The organism is Rhizobium sp. Leaf453, assembly GCF_001425605.1.
Classification (GTDB): Bacteria; Pseudomonadota; Alphaproteobacteria; order Rhizobiales; family Rhizobiaceae; genus Pararhizobium.
On record NZ_LMRG01000007.1, the window covers coordinates 1 to 18,862 of the forward strand.

The 18,862-nt window shown below is 58.2% G+C and carries 12 protein-coding genes; 2 read left to right on the forward strand and 10 right to left on the reverse strand.

Annotation, left to right across the window (positions count from 1 at the left end; all coding sequences use genetic code 11):
* Positions 1-419, forward strand: a 419-nt coding sequence (locus ASG68_RS31730; protein WP_162247273.1) for a hypothetical protein, incomplete at its 5' end; no start/stop codon positions are given.
* Positions 420-512: 93 nt separating this feature from the next.
* On the opposite strand, the gene ASG68_RS10335 is transcribed toward ASG68_RS31730, so the two are convergent.
* The 10 genes from ASG68_RS10335 to ASG68_RS10380 form a co-directional block, all read right to left on the reverse strand.
* Positions 513-6,641 (reverse strand): DEAD/DEAH box helicase, encoded by a 6,129-nt coding sequence (locus tag ASG68_RS10335; protein WP_062609695.1) that lies wholly within the window; start codon positions 6,639-6,641, stop codon positions 513-515.
* Positions 6,638-10,048: an STY4851/ECs_5259 family protein gene (locus tag ASG68_RS10340; RefSeq protein WP_210173829.1), complete on the reverse strand. Its 3,411-nt coding sequence runs from the start codon at positions 10,046-10,048 to the stop codon at positions 6,638-6,640. The genes ASG68_RS10335 and ASG68_RS10340 overlap by 4 nt, the downstream gene beginning before the upstream one ends.
* 195 nt (positions 10,049-10,243) lie before the next feature.
* Complete coding sequence (locus tag ASG68_RS10345) at positions 10,244-11,932, reverse strand: ATP-binding protein (RefSeq protein ID WP_062609698.1); 1,689 nt, start codon at positions 11,930-11,932, stop codon at positions 10,244-10,246.
* Positions 11,933-11,983: 51 nt separating this feature from the next.
* Positions 11,984-13,042, reverse strand: a complete 1,059-nt coding sequence (locus tag ASG68_RS10350; RefSeq protein WP_062609700.1) for a dsDNA nuclease domain-containing protein — start codon at positions 13,040-13,042, stop codon at positions 11,984-11,986.
* 139 nt (positions 13,043-13,181) lie between these two features.
* Entirely contained in the window at positions 13,182-13,406 is a 225-nt protein-coding gene (locus tag ASG68_RS10355; protein ID WP_062609717.1) for a hypothetical protein, read from the reverse strand.
* Between the two features lie 68 nt (positions 13,407-13,474).
* Entirely contained in the window at positions 13,475-14,116 is a 642-nt protein-coding gene (locus tag ASG68_RS10360; protein ID WP_062609701.1) for a hypothetical protein, read from the reverse strand.
* A complete protein-coding gene (locus tag ASG68_RS10365) occupies positions 14,113-14,805 on the reverse strand; it encodes an HNH endonuclease (RefSeq protein WP_062609703.1) in 693 nt (230 codons plus the stop codon). The genes ASG68_RS10360 and ASG68_RS10365 overlap by 4 nt, the downstream gene beginning before the upstream one ends.
* A gap of 454 nt (positions 14,806-15,259) precedes the next feature.
* Positions 15,260-15,733: a hypothetical protein gene (locus ASG68_RS10370; RefSeq protein ID WP_062609705.1), complete on the reverse strand. Its 474-nt coding sequence runs from the start codon at positions 15,731-15,733 to the stop codon at positions 15,260-15,262.
* Between the two features lie 225 nt (positions 15,734-15,958).
* A complete protein-coding gene (locus ASG68_RS10375; RefSeq protein WP_062609707.1) occupies positions 15,959-17,800 on the reverse strand; it encodes an AAA family ATPase in 1,842 nt (613 codons plus the stop codon).
* The gene (locus ASG68_RS10380; RefSeq protein WP_062609709.1) at positions 17,797-18,105 is read right to left on the reverse strand and encodes a hypothetical protein; all 309 of its coding nucleotides are present in this window, start codon (positions 18,103-18,105) and stop codon (positions 17,797-17,799) included. The genes ASG68_RS10375 and ASG68_RS10380 overlap by 4 nt, the downstream gene beginning before the upstream one ends.
* A 164-nt stretch (positions 18,106-18,269) precedes the next feature.
* Between ASG68_RS10380 and ASG68_RS10385 the strand changes: the two genes are divergently transcribed.
* Complete coding sequence (locus ASG68_RS10385; RefSeq protein ID WP_062609711.1) at positions 18,270-18,575, forward strand: helix-turn-helix transcriptional regulator; 306 nt, start codon at positions 18,270-18,272, stop codon at positions 18,573-18,575.
* Positions 18,576-18,862: the final 287 nt, after the last annotated feature.

Consider the following 18,862-nt stretch of genomic DNA (forward strand, 5'->3'; position numbering starts at 1 on the left):
GGATTTGCAGTTCGATGCGCTGGCGCGATGGGCCAACCATCCGCCAGCAAAAGACGGATGGTCAGACGAAACAGGTGGGGGGTCAAAATTGGACGCCGGTCACCCCGCCAGAGGGGTCAATATTCCACGCCGAAACACACAATTCCGTCCAACAAGAGATGAAGAGGAAGCCTAACTCGAACATGCACAGCGTCTACACTCTCGCATCGGAGGAATTTCGTAGGAACTGGGAGCAGCCCGAGTTTCGAAGTGCGAAAGTAGGCGGAAAGGCCGCCTTCTCTAGCATCGCAAAGGCGGTTCAAGATGAATTCAGCGTCAACTTGACCGAAACCCGAGTGATCGACGAGATGACCTTTGCCGACGTCCCGGTGGCTGTCTGGGACATCTTCCACTCCTTCGAGAAGTTCTTCCGTGACTGAGAGCCCACTTACATACCGCAAAAGCCACCAATGAAATCACCGACAATGTCGTAGCTTACTTACGAGGCTTGGCAACCGCTGGTATCTTGGCCCCTAATCGATGTTGGCGACGAGATACGTCGGGCCGTGACCGCTCTTGCTAACCATCGCGCTCGATCTGCCCATCGCGTCCGCCTGCCTTACGGCAGAGTCACGGAAGTCGAACCGGGCCGACGACGACGCACCGTTTCCAGCCGTCTTCCATGCGCCGAAACCCTGATCAAATACGATCGTTGCCGATTTGCCGCCGTCGAACCGCAGGTGCATATAACGGCCGTGGGCGACGCGTTTGAACGTGACGCGGAAGTCGATGTCCTTCTTCTTAGCGTACTCCTTCAACACCGCTTCGGCGATCACACCGTCTCGCCAGTCGTTCGATAGCGAGTTCTGCATTCCCGGCTTGTTTCCCGGCTGATCTCCAGTCAGCAGCTCGACAACACGACGAGGGGTCGCCCCTTTGGTCAGAGCCGAAACTGTGTCGACGAACATCTTCGCCACCAACGGAGACTTTACGTAGGGGTCGCTGTAGACGATGGACTCGATCGTTGTCGTCTTCGGGATTCCCAAGTCCTCAAGAAGACCTCGAATCCTTGAAGCCATGCTGCCGCCGAAGATCGTCAGCGCCCGATCAAGCTCGTTCTCGATCTGGTCGTATTTCGATGCCGCCGATGGGAGCAGGGACTTCTTGTCTATCGACGTGGCCGAGGGCATCCAGTCTACGGTCGCCTTTACGACCGGCTTCCTCGCCGGCTCGCCCCAGTTCGCTCCTGGAAGCCAAGACGACAGATCTCTCGACGCCCACGCTGTCGTTCTCAATCCCGAGGTCACGGCAATGCCAGCGACCGCGCCATTGGCCGCCGTCGTCGCGGTTCCAGAATGGATCGGGAACGCGCCGCCGGTCCTACTAAACCGCAGTCCGAGGTCGTAGAGCGCCAGCTTTCTTGCGCCGTCATAGGCACGCAGAGCGGCGTCCGGGACGACGAAACGAATGTCGTATCCCTGCGAGTGCCACTTTGCGAACTGAGCCAGTGCCGCCCATTCGGATAAGTGTCCGGCGTCCGTCGTTTCGGGAAGGAAGACATGCACGACGGGCTTCGCGGAGTCGATGAGAAGCCGGTTGACTTCATCCAGGGGGGACGTGGAGAGAAGGGCGTCCTCTGCAAAACGCTCGTCGTCCGGAAGGGCGTCGTTCAACGAGAGATGCGCGTCAAGGAATTTCAGCGCAGCGATTCGATCGAGCTTTCCTTCCTCGAACGGAGCGTCGGACACCAGGACGCATGCCGCGCATCCTGTCATGCATCCAGGGTTGGAGCAGTCTAGGACCGCCCGAGCCTCTCGCAGCACCGTCGGTAGCCGCGCGGGTATCGCGGATGAGAATCCAGCGCCGCCTGCCGCGCGGTCGAATACCAGCATCGACCGGACGCGCTGGGCGAGGGTGCCTTCCCAGTTCTGCGTCGCGAAACCCATCTCGTCGGCTTCGATGCCGAGGTCGCGAGCGATCCCTTCGCGTAAGGCTAAGACGAGCGCGGTCGCTGCGGCCCTACTCAAGGGAGCGGAAGGTTGCAACTCGAAAACGTCCGTCGTGATTTCGTAGCCAAGCTCCAGATTTCGCCTGATCGCCCAAGAACTGTCGTTGCCTTCGCAGAACATCCGGCTCTCTCCCTTCTTCCACCTCAGCGGAAGATGGAGCTGGAGCGGCGACCGCAGATCAGGATTGGGATCGCCGTTCTCAAGGTTTTCGTGATCGGGTGCCGCGCGTCCGCAATGTAGGCAAAGGGCGTAGCCGTTCTTCGACTGACCGCGATTGCTGTAGTAGACTGATCCTTCCCTTGTGCTTCTGAACCGACCGAGATCTGGAATGGGCAGCGACGTCCATGCGCTCGCGCGGACGGAAACGCTCGGCTCCTCGGGCGGCACGTAAGAGATGATGTCTGTCTCCGCGTGGGCCTTGTCTCGCGCGTCGACCGAAAACCCGGCCGGCCGGAGATACTGGTCGTTCTTGACCGCTCCGGCGCAGACCGGGCATTCAGGGACGAACTCCCGGCCCGTGTCGCTCGTGCCACAGGTCTGGCAGACCCAATGGAACTTGAGGCTCTGGACTTCCCGAACGTTCTCTTCGCTTGCGGGTCGTTTCCAGTTGAGGAGCACGCCGGCCGATTTATGCACCAGACCGTCGAGTACTATCTCGGAGCCGGGAGCATAGTCGCGTATGGCGAGGTCGAGAGACCGTTGCGGACCAACAAGCCGCGTTGTTCGCCGTCCATCCTGCGGCTCGCTGGTCTTCGCCTTGTGTGGGACGAATGTGACGACGCCGGTCGGAAAGCCGTGACCGGGAAGAAAGCCGCGGTCAGCGAGTGCGCTTAGAAGGAACTCCTGGCACAGCCGCTTCAGTTCCAACGCCATCCTCCCCTTCGCCGCCTCCTTGATACCTTCGTCCTTGGCGAGAGCCTGCAGTCCCGTCCATTCGTTCACGAAGCCCGTCTCGAGCAGGGTTGCGATCTCCAGGCAGCTTTCGACGAGATCGAACTGGCCTTCGAGAACCGAGTGCCTAACGAGGCTTGAAAGATCCTTCTCCACCGCGCCTTCCGTCGACGGCAGCGCGAGCCACTCGCGAAAAGCCGCGATCGGTCGCTGGTCGACAAGGGGTCGGTTTTCACCGACCACTGCCGGCGTACCCATGAACGCCCCGATCTCCATCTTGATCGCGTTGCCACCGCGCTCGAGCATGAAGCGCCTCAGCAGGAATGCGTTCACGTGTCGCTGCACGATCGGCCGGCTGCTCAGGGCCACCTTCGGCGCGGCCAGACTGCGGGCAAGATATCGTGCCGGCGAATTGAACGCCTCGCGGTCGAGCGGCCGGTCCCGGCAAAAGGTGAAGGCGAGCGAGAATGGCTGTCTGCGGCGGCCCGCGCGTCCCACCCGCTGCTTGTAGTTGGCTACCGACGGCGGAACGTTCGTCATGAGGACTGTCGAGACCGATCCGATGTCGACGCCCATCTCCATCGTCGTCGAGCAATTCAGTATGTTGATCGCCCCGGCCTTAAACTGTCTTTCGTAGTGATGAAGAACAGAAGCGTCCTGCTGCGCCGAGTGCTCTGCCGAACGAGAATATTCGGCGAACAGAGCGACACGGTCCGAAATGTTGTTCCAGGCACCGTCGGCGCGCAGCTCCTTCACCTTATCGGAACTTTCGAGCCAGTCGCGGATCGCTCGCCGGCCTTCCTCAAAATCGACGTCGCCTAGAAGAATCGATGGCAGGGCGGGCAGCTTCCTCGGCTCCGCCAGGCGTCGGGCCGAGTGCCTCGACGCCCTCACAAGCGGGCTCGCACCGAAAGGAGCAATGTCCACGATCCTGCGCGTCAGCGTGCAGAAGAACCCGTCCAACAGAGGGGCGATGTGGGCCTTGCGCAAATCCAGTGCCGGATGGTCTGGATTGTTGTTGAGAACCGCCTGCAGTTGGTTCCAAGCCCCATTGAAGATGTCTTCGAAATCGGCGCGGTGGTCTGGCCTTGATGGATCCAGTCCCAAGCCATTCATCAAGAGCATCTGAGGCGTGGAAGGATTGGATGGGTTCTTCGGAACCCCCGGCCATGCCAGGTATCGGCGGTCGCCATCCGTGGTTCGTCCGGGAGCGCGTAATGATCGAATCCTCGCCCTCGGAGTGATCCAATGCATGACGCCCTCGTCGATCGCGATGGCAGCATTGGCACGTAGGAAGAACGTCGTGATCGCATAAAGGAACGCCTGCCAGTCTTCGACACCCTTTCCGTAGCGGACAAACGCGGGCGGTACGACAGTCTTGCTGTCGATGCCTGCGAACCGAAGTCTGGCGAGCCCTAGGCTTTCCAGGGAGAGCGCGGTGCGAGGACGTCTCGCGAATTCGCGGAGCAAAAGGAATTCGGCGAGCTTCCTGCTGTCGTGGAACAGCTCCGGATCGCGCGGCTGCCAGACTTCCTTGACCCACTCAGCAACTTCTTTGCGCTGCGAAAGTCGGGTGACCATGTCGTCCCAGGCGATACCGCCGGGAGACGGCTTGTTCGCATCGGCGAGCGCCTGTCTCTCCTTATCGAGGAGACCTTGCAAGACTGCGTTCGGAGAAAGAGCCAATGCTGCTTCCAGACCGGCGATCGTGTTCTCGATATCAGTAGTGTCAACCGTGCTTCCGGTTCCTAGTGAGTGCTGAACAGTGTGAAAGACGAACGAGCGAACGAAATTTCGTTCGGATTCTGCCTGGATCTTCGCCGACATGCGCGCAGTGCCCTGGCGGCTGTCGGTGAAGGACAGGACACGCTTACCCTGAGACGGTGCCGTTTCCCTCGCCATCTCAGGATCGACGCCTTCCAACAAGATCGGCGCCGCGTTCGCTATCATGAAAGGTGCGCCAAAACGGACTGGGCGAAGCAGTCTGTCAATGCCTTTTGTGGCGTTCGTCTGGCAGCAGGGACAGGATTCGAGCTTTAGAGCTGAGTACACCGAAACTGAATTTACCGACCCAACTGCCTCGATGCTCCAGTCGGTCCTGGAAAGGTGCAATGGCCTGAACTCGGGGCCGGCCATAGACCCAATCAGAATCTCTGTCCCTACAATCTCCGCAAGCGTTCTGTCCTCTTCCGCTGCCTCCGCGTCGACATCGTCGCCCGTGCCGTCGTCATCCCTGGTGGCTTCGAGCTCGAACTCGTCCTTGCCGAGGTCGCGGCGGGTAGAGCGGATACTGTCGTTTGAAAGCTCTTCCGCTTCCAGAAGGACCTCACCGCACTCGGAGCAGCTCACGATCTCAAGCACTGGGGCGGTGCAGGCTGGGCAAAAGTCGCAGCGATCGATATAAACCGCTCCGAACGACCAGCCAGCGGGTGATGCCGGACAACCGCCGTTCACGCAGGTCCAGAGGCCTGGTATCGCTCTTTCGAAGCTATGCACCCTTACGGGCGCCAATCGTTCCTCGTCGCCCTTCGATTCTGGATGCGGCCTCACCGCGCTGGAAAGCAGATTTAGATATCGCTCAGCATCAAGTCCCAGTGTCTGAGCGGAACGCTCGAATTCAGCGAGCGTCAGCGGTTCCTTAAACAGTTTCTCAGAAATGAAGCTCCATACGCGATCATCGCCCGCAAGAGCCTCGTACCTCTCCTCCGGAGGAGAGGCGAAGAGCGAGTCAACGTTCGCGATCCGGGCGCGTTGGGCTGGGCGGCCCGGAAGCTGGCGATGACCTTCGACAACATGGACGTTTGCATGTTCGATCCCTGCGACGTCGGCGAGAAATCTCTTGAGCTGGGACTGGATGTCGTCACCGCTGCCGATCGTTGCCGAGGTCGCCACGAAATGAATTTCTTCTGGCTTGCAATCGAAAGCAATGAGGACGCGGCGCAGCAGTAGTGCTATCTCGGCTGCCGCGGCGCCGACCAAAGAGTGAGCTTCGTCGAGGACGATCCACTTGAGCTTTCCCTTGGACTTCTCGATGATGGGCTGGTCGTCCGCACGGGCGAGCATGTATTCAAGCATCGTGATGTTCGTTACCAGAACCGGTGGAGGGCTTGCGCGTAGCTGCTCGCGATCGCGAAGCTTCTCTGGCGTCTCGCGACGCACTGAGTTTTTTTCCGATTGAGGAAGGTTACCGTTGTAGAGGCAGTACCTAATTTTACCGGAAAATGGCGCCGTCCATGCGGAAAGACGCTCTTGCTGGCTCTCGATCAACGCGTTCAACGGATACAGCATAATTGCCTGCACGCCTTCCAAAGGCGTCGTTACCATTTCGAGCTGCCGGACAAGATCGCTCAGGATCGGAAAAAGGAAGCACTCGGTCTTGCCCGAACCAGTTCCGGACGTGACCAGCACGGACTGGGGCGAGACGCCGCTCGCGAGGTGTTGCCAGGTTTCCAACTGGTGGGCAAACGGGCGGCGGCTCCTTGGAAACCGGTAGTCATTTGGCTCGGGAATTTCATCAAGCATCGAAACGAAACGAGTATGCAGCAGGGACGTTTCCACATTGGCCATCGTACCTTCGGCCGTTACATAAGGATGCGCCCCCTCGATAACCGGCTGTTGCAAAAGGGCGCCCTCGGTTGAGGAGTCGGAGCCAAACATTCGCCTCATATGATCTGCGAGTGCGATGTTTCTGATCCCGGACTGCGCGATGATTGCTTCTGCCGTTCTTCGACGAATATCGGAAAGAGTATTGAAGGGTTTCAAGAAAGGGCCTCGTAAAAACGTAAAAGATGCGGATAGGCAAAGGAGACGTACCGGCCGTGCTCACGGAGTGTCCGGCGCACTACGATGTCGGAAAGACTGCTTGAAGCAATCTTTCCTGTCGCAGCGGCAGCGAGGAATGCTGGAACCGCAATCCCTTCGAAATCCGCCACGCTATGATTTTTAAACTCCGCCGGCAGGCGGATCGATGACTGCAACAGAAGTTCCAGCACCGGATTGCGGCCAACCTTCCGCTCTGCCGTCTCGTCGTCAAAAAGATGTTGGTCGCGGACGAATTCCATCAGCACGATGTCCAGTGACGGCTGCAGTTGCGCGAGGCCGGCATCGAAGACCGCTGTGAGAGCGGGTTCGATTGATAGGAGGGCGGCGCGCAGGGACTGAAAGTGCCCTGCCAGAAGCTCGAAAAGCCTTTCCGGCGGCAGTTGCACAAGCGATAGAGCTCTTTCGAATTCCTCCCTCTCGGAGACGAGCGTGTCCCTCCAGGCTTTTGACGGCAGTGCAAGCCAAAGGAAGGGCAACTGGTCCTGCAGCCCCCATATCGCCTGTCTCTGCGCATCGTCCTTGGCCTTGAACAAAAGACGAAGCAACGAGTGGGGCCGGAGGGCCATGACCTTGAGAACGTCGAAGGCTGCAGCAGGAAGGCCGTTCAGATTGCACGCGAGGTCGATTAGATAATTTACGTCTTCAGCTCTCAGCGACCCGGACTCGAACTCGGCGAGCGCTTCCGTAAAAGCTGCAGTTCGTGACCTGGTGTTGGGCGAGAACAGAGCCGACAAGAGCACGGAGCGGTCCCCTCCGCTCGCAGGAAGGACCACCAGAAGCGGTCTCGAAACAACGTCCGGGCCGTCCCGAACGTAGACGAGACACGGGCCCTCGCAGAAATCGGGAAGCGCGAACGTGCCTTCTCCATGGGGTTTCAACGCATGCTCCTCCGTCGGTCGCAGGATCATACGCACGACAGGATCTGACGGCAGCACCCGATCAAGGACGACAAGTCCATCGTGGTAGCGAGGAGAAGGATACCTATATCGCTTCAATCTTATCGACGTTCTAGCATCGCCGATGAAATCCATGTCGAGGACGGCGTCCTGATCACTGATACGCGCCATCAGTTCTTCGACGACCGGCTTCAAGACAGATAGCGGTATTTCTCCACTGAAGCTGAATTGAAGGGAACTCGATCGTTCATTCCGGGGAGTGAGCGTGAGCGTGGCCTTCGAAGAACTCTCTGCAATTGCCCCTCTAAGGACGGTCACATCGATCTCCTGGCCAGGCTGGACGATCTCGCCGTCGCTGGAAATGACAGAGGCCAACCGGCTCTTTATCGGCACGGACACCTTAAATGGCTGGCCTTGCGGAGCACGGAGAATTGCCTCGACACGATACCGGGGACGCCCGGCGAACGAGAGGCGGTGTTCCCCATCGCGCACGTTTCGAGCCGCGATGTCGCCAGATCCCAGGCCGATGGTCCATCCGTCAAAGTTGTCCTGGATGATCTGTGCTTCGGTAGCGCTGGTCATCCTGCCATGCAGCCGCGCGCCGACTGGCACGATCGCGATACGCCTTCGCTCAAGTTGTATGTCTGCGATCGGGTCGCGCCAGGAGATGTCGAAGACGCCGAGGCGAGACAATCGACGCTCCTTGACCGGCGTCCATGACCCGCCTGGCTGACGGATTAGGACTTCATTTGGACGGATCTGGCGCACGCCCGTCTGCGAGCTGATCTCGATCGTGACTAGCCCTTCGAATATTTCGATCTCGTCAGCAGGCTGAAGCGGAGAGGTGTCTGTAGCCGATAGCGCAAGACTTTCTTGCCGTTCGTCCTTGCCGGCCTCTATCCTGTACCGCTCGCCGATCGCTGCATCAGGCTTTTGGAAGTAGGTGGTGCCGGTGACGATGTGGACGACAGTCTTGCCTGCTGCCGGCCATGTCTCAGGAGCAGCCGTTCCTTCCTGCGTAATGGCGATCCAGTCCGCAGGCGCTAACACGTAAACTGTCGGTGCGGGTAGGCTCGCAGAGCCCGTCTTGGCTAGCCGAAGCTTTTTCGGCGCGGTCTGGTCGACGGAACCTTCTGCGACGAACGACATGATTTTCGCCACGACAGGCGAACCACCGGGCCATACGAAGGGATGAACTTCCGATCCGCACGTAAGATTGACGGTGACACCCTGGTTGAACTCGAATCCTACGTGCATTCTGTCGAGCGTCGCCGTCGGACGTATCCGCCATGTCTTCTCGAATTCGGTGGGAGGCTCGAAGAGCGCCAACTGGCTCGGAAGGAAGTCGACAAGCTTGCCAGACGGACCTGCCTTCCATCGTCCCTTTAAGGAAACGCCGGGGAGTTTGCCGGCGGGAATGTCACCGCGCGCCTTCAGGAGCAGCGCAGGTCGCCATAGTTCGCCGTCGAGAACAAGATAGCGTTCGGCACAGACCCCACTGCCGGCCGTTCCAGCTTCGGCCTTCTCGACCAGCAGACCGCTCAAAAGCCGCCGCGCGATCTGCTCGTCGTTCGTGGGGATGAATATAGGTAAGGTGGACTTCCATTCAGGGCTTTGCGCATCGAGAAAGGCTACAGGATCGACTCCAGCCGGCGCGGTCTCCACCGTTCGACGCCAGTCGAGCAAGGTCAGTACGAGTTCCGCGCAGAGGTCAACGAATCCTTCCTGCCTGTAGGATTTGCGGATCATCCATGACATGTCATGGGCAAACCCTTTGACGTGGTCCGCCGTACCGTCCAACAGCGAGAAACGCATAATGTTTCGAAGATAGTCCGAGAGCCAGCTTGATCCGCCGTCTGCGATCACATTTGCCGAAATTCCACCTTCCAAAGCAAGCGAGAGCAAGAATTCTCGACCACCGTCGAATTTCAGAAGAGGGCGCTTCCAATACTTCAGGCCGACTTCCGAAAGGCGTCGCCGGACATCGTGAGGAACGTTGATTAGGACGTCCAGGTTGAGGGCGTCCCATTTCAAGAACAATGTGGTGGACTCTCTGCGGAACCACTCGCCACAGAATACGACGAACAGAGCACCCGCAGAGCCATCTTCGCGCAGGATTTTCGCCTGCGAAATGCGCAGCAGTGTCTGCGCTTCAAGGTATTCGGCGTCGGTCATCCTGTATCTATGAAGTTGCCGGCCGTCAGGTGCTCTAAGAGCTCTTTTGAACAGGTAGGTGGAAAGCCAGCGGACTATCGGATCGTTCGGTTTAGCGGCGGGCAAAGCTTTGCGAAGCTTTCTCAGCTCGGCAACAACCTCCCAGTGGAGTTCGAGAGCGGCGTCTGTCTCACGCGCCTTCAAGACTTCACTGATTTCCGCCAGCCGGCTCAGGTCGTCCCGACCTCTCTCGAACTCGGCGCGTAACGCTTGATCTGTAAATTCCCCCAGGCGCATCGTTCCCCCATCCGCACGCCGAATTCTACTCAGTAATTATTATTAGAAGTTGAATCCTAGAGGCGAATCCTCGCCCTATACGCTATGCTTCATCATTGATAACGGCAACTGCTTTCGGCAAAAGGTGAATGGGAGCCGAGCACCCTACGCATGTCGATTGACCACCGGGGCGGGCAGATCGGGCGGATATTGGTGTCAGAGCGTCTCAAGCACGGGCCTCAAGGAACCCGAGACGACTTCGAATTCGCTGTTTTGTAGCACCGATCGCTTGTCGGTAAATTCGATGACGCTGGCGTCGCCCGGATCAATGCCGTGCATTGAAACCGTCCCGAGGATCGTCTGACCCTTGGGATGACGGGAATCGATGATCAGCGAAAGCATGGACCGCGCGTTCCTGTCGTCCTGATCCTGCTGGTTCGGACTGTCGATGACCATTGGTGCAGAGAATGCGGTCGAGTACTCCTGAATGGTCGCAAGCAGCGCGAGTTCATACGCCAGAAGCAGGCGAGGCTGCTCGCTGCCGGTCTCGACAATGCGCCCGGTGATTTTGGATATCGCGTCGTAGTCGGGATTCAGCACATTCAGCTTGTCGATATAGCTGCGCATCCTTTCGGCATAGAACCGCTCGCGCTGCTCTCGATGTTGCCGTTTGTTGAATTCCTTGAGAGCCGCTTCCATCTCGACGATGGACGCCTCGAAAGTCCCTATCTTCTCGTCGAGCTCGGAAATCTGCTCGTTGAAAAGCGACATGGCCTGCCGACGGCCCTCGTTCTCGATCACCTCCTTGAGCGTGACTCGTTCACGTTCGACTTCCAGCGTCGACTGGACTTCAGCGATAATGCGGTCGGTAGAAACCATCCCCTTTTCGACGTCGCGCGCCTTCTTCGCGAGATCGTCGATCTTGTCGAGGGAGCTTGCTACGAATTCGAAGCACTGATCCCTGTCTGCGAGGATCGAGAAACGGTGCCTGAAATCGTTCCGATGATCCGTGCCGCATGTCGGGCAGGCAATCGTCTCGCGTCCGTCCGAGGCCGCCCAGTTCGCATCGGCTCCGAGTTCTCTCGCCGCAGCGCGGGCCAGCTCGATCTGTTCTTCCAGAAGGAGCCGCTCGTCGACCACCGCGGCGAGTTTCGCCGCGCGCCGTTGCCGTGCGTCGCGCAGTTCCGTCAGGCGGGCGAGAAGGTCCTCGACCGCTGCGTCGTGAGCGTAGGCAGAAAGCTCGATACCCTGGAAGACCGGATCGAGACCAAGCTTGGCGATGACGCCGGCTACCGTGTTCCTTTCGGATAGAGCCTCGGACTTAAGCCGTGCGGCCACTGTCCTTTCAGCCGAGATCTTGTAGAACTCGTTGGGCTTGATACCCGAATGATATTCGATGATGGCCCGCCTGAAGTTCGCATATTGCGTCAGCCTGTCGAACGACGAGAGCGGGCGCTCCCATCCTCCGTCCTGATCCATGTAAAAAGGTAGAAACGCATAGGCAGGCGGAGGTATCTCGGGTTCGTTCTGCCTGTTCAACAGGGTCAGACCGAAGTCGAGCTTGTCTGCAAGAAACGGTCCGAATTCGTGCGTGATACTGTTAGTGGAGATCAGCTTCTTTCCGTCGACATCGAACATGGCCAGTTGACGGCCGTCCCTGACGACGGAATAGGCGGCATCGTCGATCCGCATATGAAGTCTGCTCTTGACGTTCGCGGCCGCCCAGTCGCGATGTATCGCCTGTGGAGCCGCACCTAGCGTCCAGTAGAGGCTCTTGATGACAGAGGACTTACCGACCCCGTTCATTCCCTGGATGATCGTCAGCTTCGGGTGGAATTCTATCGTCCGTGCCTTCCTTTCGGTCAGCGACAACAATTCCAGCCTTTCGAAGCTCAAGCGTTTCATCTTTTTCTTTTCTCAGATTTCGGACGAGAAGGGCGAAGCGTTCGCGTTCGTTCATTGGCGTTGGTACTCGTAGAGGATCATGGCGGCGATCGCGGCGTCGTCGGCAGTCGGCGACCAGGCCTGCACCACATCCCTAACTTCGACGACGGCCTCCTGCAGAGCTACGACGAAATCGTGACGCCCATTGAAAATCGGTTCAATAGCGGTCGCGATCTTCGGCGCGACATGTCGCAGCGTTTCCCAGCGCGTTCTGCGCTCGATCTCGTAGCGGTCCCATGCCTTCATGATTGCCGTGACCCTGACGAACCCAAGCGGCTGGAGAAACGGGGCTACATTCGCCCAGCTAGGCGCCGTATGCTCTCCATGTATGCCGAGGAAGGATTCGACGTCGGACCTCTTGAGGACGTGCGCGGCGTCGAACCCCGTCAAAGTACGAACTGCGGGCTGCGGCTTCGCCTTCCGCCTGCATTCGCCGGACAGGGCGTCGAAGAACGTCTTCGCGCCGCGTTCGCTTCCCGTGCGTTTAAAAAGGATGTCGGCCACTTGTCCGACGACGGTGTGATGCGCGTTGTCGAAATGGAGGGGACTGTAGTTCAGATGGTAGTACGGCAGGTGCGTCGCCGTCACGAATGCGGCGTCTTCGGCACTCATTGCGATCCCGAGCTCTTTCAACGAATCCTTGTCGAGTGTTGTCAGGCAATGCTCGCCGACATCCCGGCTGAGTTTGGGCATGGGCATGTTCGTGACTATTACCGCACGGTCTATACACGTCGAAAAGCGCCGGATGTTATCGAACATCCTTCCCGCGACGGATGCACCGTGCCCGTTGCCGTCCTTCGCCTTCTTCCGCTCGGTGAACCGGCTTACCGTCCAGTTACCGCTCTTGCGCGTTTTCACCTGATAGAAGACAACCTTCTTCGGCGTCGCCTCGTGGTCGAGTTCTAGGATGTCGTCGTGGGATTCGAACAAGAATGCATAGGATTGATCGCTGACGTGAAGCGCGAGCATCCGTTGGATTCCCCAAGCATACTGGTAGTCGAGGCGCTCGGTCAGTACCGCGCCGCCGTCCTCGCGCTTCGCTTCTTGTTTTAACTTCTCGACTACGCCCATCTTGCCTCAACGCGAATCAATTCCTTTGCGGCAGCCGAGAGTAGCAAAGTGTTCGCGAATAACGAGAGCGTGGAAGCCAAATGGCTTCTTATCCACGGACAGGAGTGCAGACTTGTGTTCGACGCGACCCGCTGGGAGCTCATCCCCAGCGTGATCGAGCCAGCTCGAGCAGCGGCACGCATTTTTCGTTGAGAACAAACCCCGTCTCCTCGGCTTCGGGCGGCAGCATATAGAGGACGTCCAGCGGCAGGTTCTTGCCCGCAAGTCTGATCTCGTTTTTCAGCCGCGACAACGGCTCGCCGGACGGGCCGACGACCAGGATGTCGAAGTCGTTACCGACGCGAACGAGGGAAGATCCGAACATGAAGGATTGGAACTCGGACAGCGAAGGGCAGGTTTCAAGAAGATGCCTCGCCACTTCACCGGACGTCTTCAACGTCCTTTCAGGAGCACCTGGAGTTCGTCCCATTTCATCACCTTGCAGCCCAGCTCTTCTCCAGCTTCGATAGCCTTTTGGGTGGGTTTCCCATTCGGGTTGATGTTCCATACGACATCCACCGCGCCGAACCGATCCCAAAGGGCCCGAACCGCCTCGGCCGTAGGCTCGTATTCCCTGACCATCCCAATCCGAAGCTTCCGACCGTCTGCGAGTGTCACGCTATGGATCCGATCGAACTCTCGATCGATCGACGTCACGCATCGGAGCTGCCTGATCAGCCGATCCGAGAAGAAAAATTCCTTGTGACTGGCCGTCTTCACGTTGTCGTCCTGAATGGCCGAGGTGAGCGTCCCGCCGTTGCCCCAGCCGATCTTCTGACCTTCGAGATATCTGATGGCAGCGCCTTCCCAAACGGCGCCTTTTCTATATCCGCAGAGGAAGTGCATCTCTGGATATTGCTGGTGGTAACCCATCGCCAACGCAAGATCGATGAAGTCGGCCTCTGATATGACGGCGACCGCGTCCGGCCGCCCGTGAGCCGTAATCTTGATCGCGTCTCCACGGATATTCTCCGCCCCCGTTACGACCCGAACTTCTTGGATGGATTTGAGCGCGTAGCCAACCTGCCAGTTCATGCGAAAATTCCGTCCATCTCTTCAGGATACCGGATGCCGCTCCCGGCGACGTCGCAGACGTGCCGCTCGGAAAGACCTCGAACGTGTTCCTGGTATCGAGCGAAAGTTTCCTTCTCCGCGTCGGTCGCGTGATGGAGGTTCGTCTTGATGATCGCGAGGGTACGGAAATGGTTCGGCAGGATCACGCTCCTCATCCGCTGAGACCACGTTTTCGCGGTCTCAGACTCCGGGTCGAATTCGAAAGCCTCGCCATCCACGGGGGCGAATTCCTTCCAAACAGCCTTGTTCTCGCTCATGGCTGCGGTGATCGCGTCGCGCACCTGCCCGCGCACGTCATAGGCTCGGATGCCCTGCTTGCGCGCGAGCGCCCCAAGGTGCTCCGCCTTCCATCCCAGCAAAGAGTTGCGAGGATAGGCGTCCGGATCCTTGTCTACGATCGTATGGCAGGTCGGGCATAGGAGGATGAGATTTTCGAACGTGTCCGGTTCGAACTCCCCTTCTGGACGTTCTTCCCGCCGCGGGCCGCCCTCGCCGTGCGGGATCACATGCGCCATCTCTGCAATATGCTTGTCGCCTCCCATTTCCGCAGGGAAGAGGGGATCGAGGCAGTGAGGACGCTGGCAATGGCCAGCGGCCGCTGAGAAAAGGCGCAGTTTCAACTCTGTCGGTATATGCTTTCGATCTGGCATCGGTGGGCCTTAAATTCGGGTGCAATCTGAAATGGCACCAATGGCTTAAGGTTTCAAGTCTGTCCGGAACGGTAGCGTCGTGGAGCAGCCTGTTGGGTACTTCAACGGAGGGGTCATATCAGCCGTGGTACATTGGCAAGCAGAGGATTTGGTAGCGTGCGGCAGGAAAGGCACAGGTGAGAGTCCGCTCTCATGTGTCGCTCAAAGGGCGGACGGCGGGCTAGCGAAGCTGTATCGCGGGCGCTTAGCAGATCCCGCGCGTCAGCTCTGGGCCTTGCGTGACTGAACCGTCGGTGTTGATCAATGTCTGCTTTGTCCAGACTCAGACTTTTAAGCCGTCAGTCAACTCCCGGCCCCAAAAGTGTTGGCTCTTCCAACTTAACGAAAAAGTCCCAGCGCAACTGACTGAGACCTTAAATTTGATTATTTCGACAAATAAAAATCCAGTGGCTAGTCAGTCAACTCTCGTCAACATGAAGCGATCAGCGCCGGGATCGTAGGCAACAACGGCATTGTCCACGATGATCGTAATGGCAGGCCCTGGAGACACCGGCTCGGATTCGAGCTCGGCGGCATGTTCAGCGCAGCGCGTTGCATACAGCAGGCCATTGTACGTCAGGAGACCGCGGCGACCACAATGCTCGCAAACGTGGAATGATCTCGCCTCAGCCAGGTAATAGGCTTCATCGATCCCCATCCAGGTCCTTTGAGGGGGTTCCGCCATTCTGTAGTAGATCCTCAGACCTCCCATTTTTTCCTTGATCTGAAGCAGATGAAGCGTTCCGCCGCCGGCTGCACTCACCTTTTCGGCAGTGGCGAGGAAGGCATCAACGATGTCGGCCCAGCCGTCTCCGCACTCGATGCCGAATCGTAGGTTCCCGAATGTCAGGTGCGGGTATCGGTCCGCCAGTTCGGCAATCTTGTCCATCTCAGCCTTCTCCACTCATCGGTTGTAGCGGCGTTGAATCCTTGTAGTCACATCAGAGCTGTTCCGACGATGCGCGATCTCAATCTTGTTCCACTAATCAGCCTGCCAGGATTCGAAATCGATAATTGCGAGGTGTTCGCGGCTGGGAGCACCGGCAGCCTTTCACCGCGGCGACGGCGTAGAGACGTTTGCCGAGCTCGTCGTAGGTCTCAATTCTCGCGACAGCTAGTTGCGCATTTTTAACTGCCGTTCGGACACCAGCTTGGCTGCCAGCTCCATCAGCTTGTCCTTATGCTTGTTGAGGTCGTGCTTTGCCCTGTGCCATTCCTCCCGCAGGATTCGATCGACCTCGGAGCGAAAATGCGCAGGAGGGCGGTAGGATTCGTTTACGCGTCGGTAGTCGGCCTCGAAACGGGGACTGTCCCCCATCCCAAAACTGACCACCATCTGTGTTGCGGTCCGGGTTGCCTCGTCCAGGTCGCAATCGAGGATTCCCGCTCCCCCTATAGAGCGGTCCTGGTGAACGACGTCTTCAGCCGCCATTCCCGCCAGAGCAATGCGGATTCTTGCCCGGAGGATCTGTTCCGTCGGCAGAACATGGTCCGTGAATTCGCATGTCATGCTGCCGGCGGATTGCAAGCTACCTTCGATGATCGTGTCCTTGAGATTGACGGTCACGATATCGACGAACCTCGACGCGATGGCCACGAGTGCGTGACCGCATTCATGCGTCGCGACCCGCAGGAGCGAGATTTCGTCGAGTTTGATCAATGGCGGCATGCTCGCTTCGACGTCGGTGATTTCGACACTGCGTCCGTTCCCGCGCGCGACCCTCTTGGCTGCACGCGCCAAACGTTCGAGATCGGCGGGTGTGAGACCATCGAGATGCTCAGTCAGCGGTGCCAGCATGTCAGGTGGTATCGAACCCAGGTGGTAGGCAAGGATTGCAGCTCGCTCTTCCGGTGTTGGAAGCCCAAATTCGATGTGCTGTTCGAAACGTCCCGACCGAAGGATTGCCGGTTCTAAATCCCTCGGTCGATTGGTGGCAGCAAGCAAGATCACACCCGGCCAGTCGGCCGCTGCGCTGGTGAGTTCGAGAAACTGGTTGACGACCTGGGTCTCGTAGTAGGCGTGTTGGCTGCGCCTGTTCTCGCGGTTTCCAATGGAGTCGAGCTCATCGATGAATAACAACGCGGGTGATTTTGACCGCGCTTCATCAAAGGATTCACGCATTGCACGGAGCATGTCCCCGAGGTATCCCTCTCCCGCCGATTGCCACCGTCCGGCAGAGGTCGCGATCAGCGTGACGCCGAGCTCCGCCGCAAGCGATTTCGCGAACATGCTCTTTCCGACCCCAGGGGGGCCGGCCAGAAGGGCGGCCCTGTCCAACGCCGACCACGCAAGCGTCTTGTCTCTCCATGACGACAGGTCAGTCACAAGATTGGCCACCCATTCCCGAGCTGGCCCAAAACCCGGCAGCTCACTGAGACGCGGTCCTTCAAGAGTGTCTGAATCCTTCGCCGCCTGAAGGTTTTCGAAGTCTACGTCATCAAGTGAGTATCTGCAGACGAGCGCCTCGATCATATCCCAGTCTTCGCCGGCCACAGCTTCCGCAGTCGTGGCATCGAGGCAGGGGCGTCGTGCCAGTTTCCGGACGGCGTTGATATGTCGAGTAGCCGGCCTCTCAACGGTCACAGTGGCGTCGGCCGCGATCCGGACAGACGGAGACAGTGCCTCGATATTATCGGTGAGAACGATCGTCTGGGCATTGTACGTGAGAAGGTCGAGACCAACCGTCTTTTTCGAGCCGAACTGCTTGGAAACCACACGATGCATCGATGTTTCGGCGTTGAAGAACGCGCGTGCTTGTCCGGAGAAAAGGAGCTCGGCGGCACGTTCGAAACGGGGAAACCAACGCTTGTTAACAATGACAATCATGAGGCCGGCAGCGTTTCCTCGGAATTGCCGAGTCGGTTTCAATGCTCGTCGCAGTAGGCAATACGCGAGCATGACGCCAGGCCGCTTCTTCACCTCCTTGAAAGCTGCTGAGGTCATTCGATGTTTCATGACCTCTTCTCCTGTCTTGGGATACCGAGACGGTACCAACGGTTCAACGTTCGGACGAAGTGCTCGTCCTCGACGATAAAGTGCGCATAGACCTCACTGGTAACGACGAGGTGCCCATCGGGCAGCGCCGGATGTCCTTCGACGACACCTTCCAGACAAGGGACTTTTCGCGACGACTGAACCCACTGGTCCAGGAAAGGCACCGCCATCAGTGCCGGCGAGAAAATACTGCCGGCTTCAAGCCGCTCGAGGGCGACGACCAACTTCTTCAAACGCCTGATTTCGTCGGTGATGCTGGTGGGCATGATTCGGAGTTCCTGTGAGATTAAAAGCGCTGCCAAAGGATTCGATAAGAATCAAAGGCGCCTTGTTGGCGCCACTGGCGCCTACATATCGTCATTGGATTTCTGGCGTCAACTATTTTGCCGAAAGGTTTTGATCCTCGCGGAGATCGTGGCTAGGAATCCTTATGCGGCCTGCACCACCGAAAATTTTGAAAATTGCCAGGGAGTTCCTCGGTCTCAGCCAAGACGACGTCGAGGCTTTGTTTGGGATTTCTCGAAAAACCATTCAGCGTTTGGAGCGTGGGGACAACGTCGTCGTTCACTACGCGAATAGTCTGCAAGGTTTCTATGAGCTCCAAGGGATCGAATTCGTTCCTCCCGCAGGGGGCAAGGGCTGGGGTGTGTTCAACGCAAACACGAAGAGTGATCCGAACAAGCTGAACGAGCTTGGGGTTATCCCCCCATCGAAGCGGATTAAAGCAACGAAATGAACGCCCGCTAAAACTCAAAACGCAGCGCGATGCGGTATCCCAAGCTGCTGAGCCGTAAGATATGGTTTTGAACAGGCCTAGGCGATGCTCCTTCGATCAGCACGCAGCATGCGTCCGCTCCGACTTCCAGACTAAGTTCCACAGTCAGTGATTTCGCCTGAATATTGTTCAAGGTTGGATATCACCGTTTAACAGCGAACTTCGGTTCGAAATGCTAGCGGACCATTCAGCCGCAAATTCAACCTGTGTTTTGAATCGTCTGATGAGTGGAATGGGGGGCACTGCAG

What these genes read in the sequence shown, in the direction of transcription:
- ASG68_RS10340 (WP_210173829.1), bottom strand. Translation starts at nt 10,048, where the DNA reads ATGCGCCTGGGGGAATTTACAGATCAAGCGTTACGCGCCGAGTTCGAG.
- ASG68_RS10345 (WP_062609698.1), bottom strand. Translation starts at nt 11,932, where the DNA reads ATGAAACGCTTGAGCTTCGAAAGGCTGGAATTGTTGTCGCTGACCGAA.
- ASG68_RS10350 (WP_062609700.1), bottom strand. Translation starts at nt 13,042, where the DNA reads ATGGGCGTAGTCGAGAAGTTAAAACAAGAAGCGAAGCGCGAGGACGGC.
- ASG68_RS10355 (WP_062609717.1), bottom strand. Translation starts at nt 13,406, where the DNA reads ATGTTCGGATCTTCCCTCGTTCGCGTCGGTAACGACTTCGACATCCTG.
- ASG68_RS10360 (WP_062609701.1), bottom strand. Translation starts at nt 14,116, where the DNA reads ATGAACTGGCAGGTTGGCTACGCGCTCAAATCCATCCAAGAAGTTCGG.
- ASG68_RS10365 (WP_062609703.1), bottom strand. Translation starts at nt 14,805, where the DNA reads ATGCCAGATCGAAAGCATATACCGACAGAGTTGAAACTGCGCCTTTTC.
- ASG68_RS10370 (WP_062609705.1), bottom strand. Translation starts at nt 15,733, where the DNA reads ATGGACAAGATTGCCGAACTGGCGGACCGATACCCGCACCTGACATTC.
- ASG68_RS10375 (WP_062609707.1), bottom strand. Translation starts at nt 17,800, where the DNA reads ATGAAACATCGAATGACCTCAGCAGCTTTCAAGGAGGTGAAGAAGCGG.
- ASG68_RS10380 (WP_062609709.1), bottom strand. Translation starts at nt 18,105, where the DNA reads ATGCCCACCAGCATCACCGACGAAATCAGGCGTTTGAAGAAGTTGGTC.
- ASG68_RS10385 (WP_062609711.1), top strand. Translation starts at nt 18,270, where the DNA reads ATGCGGCCTGCACCACCGAAAATTTTGAAAATTGCCAGGGAGTTCCTC.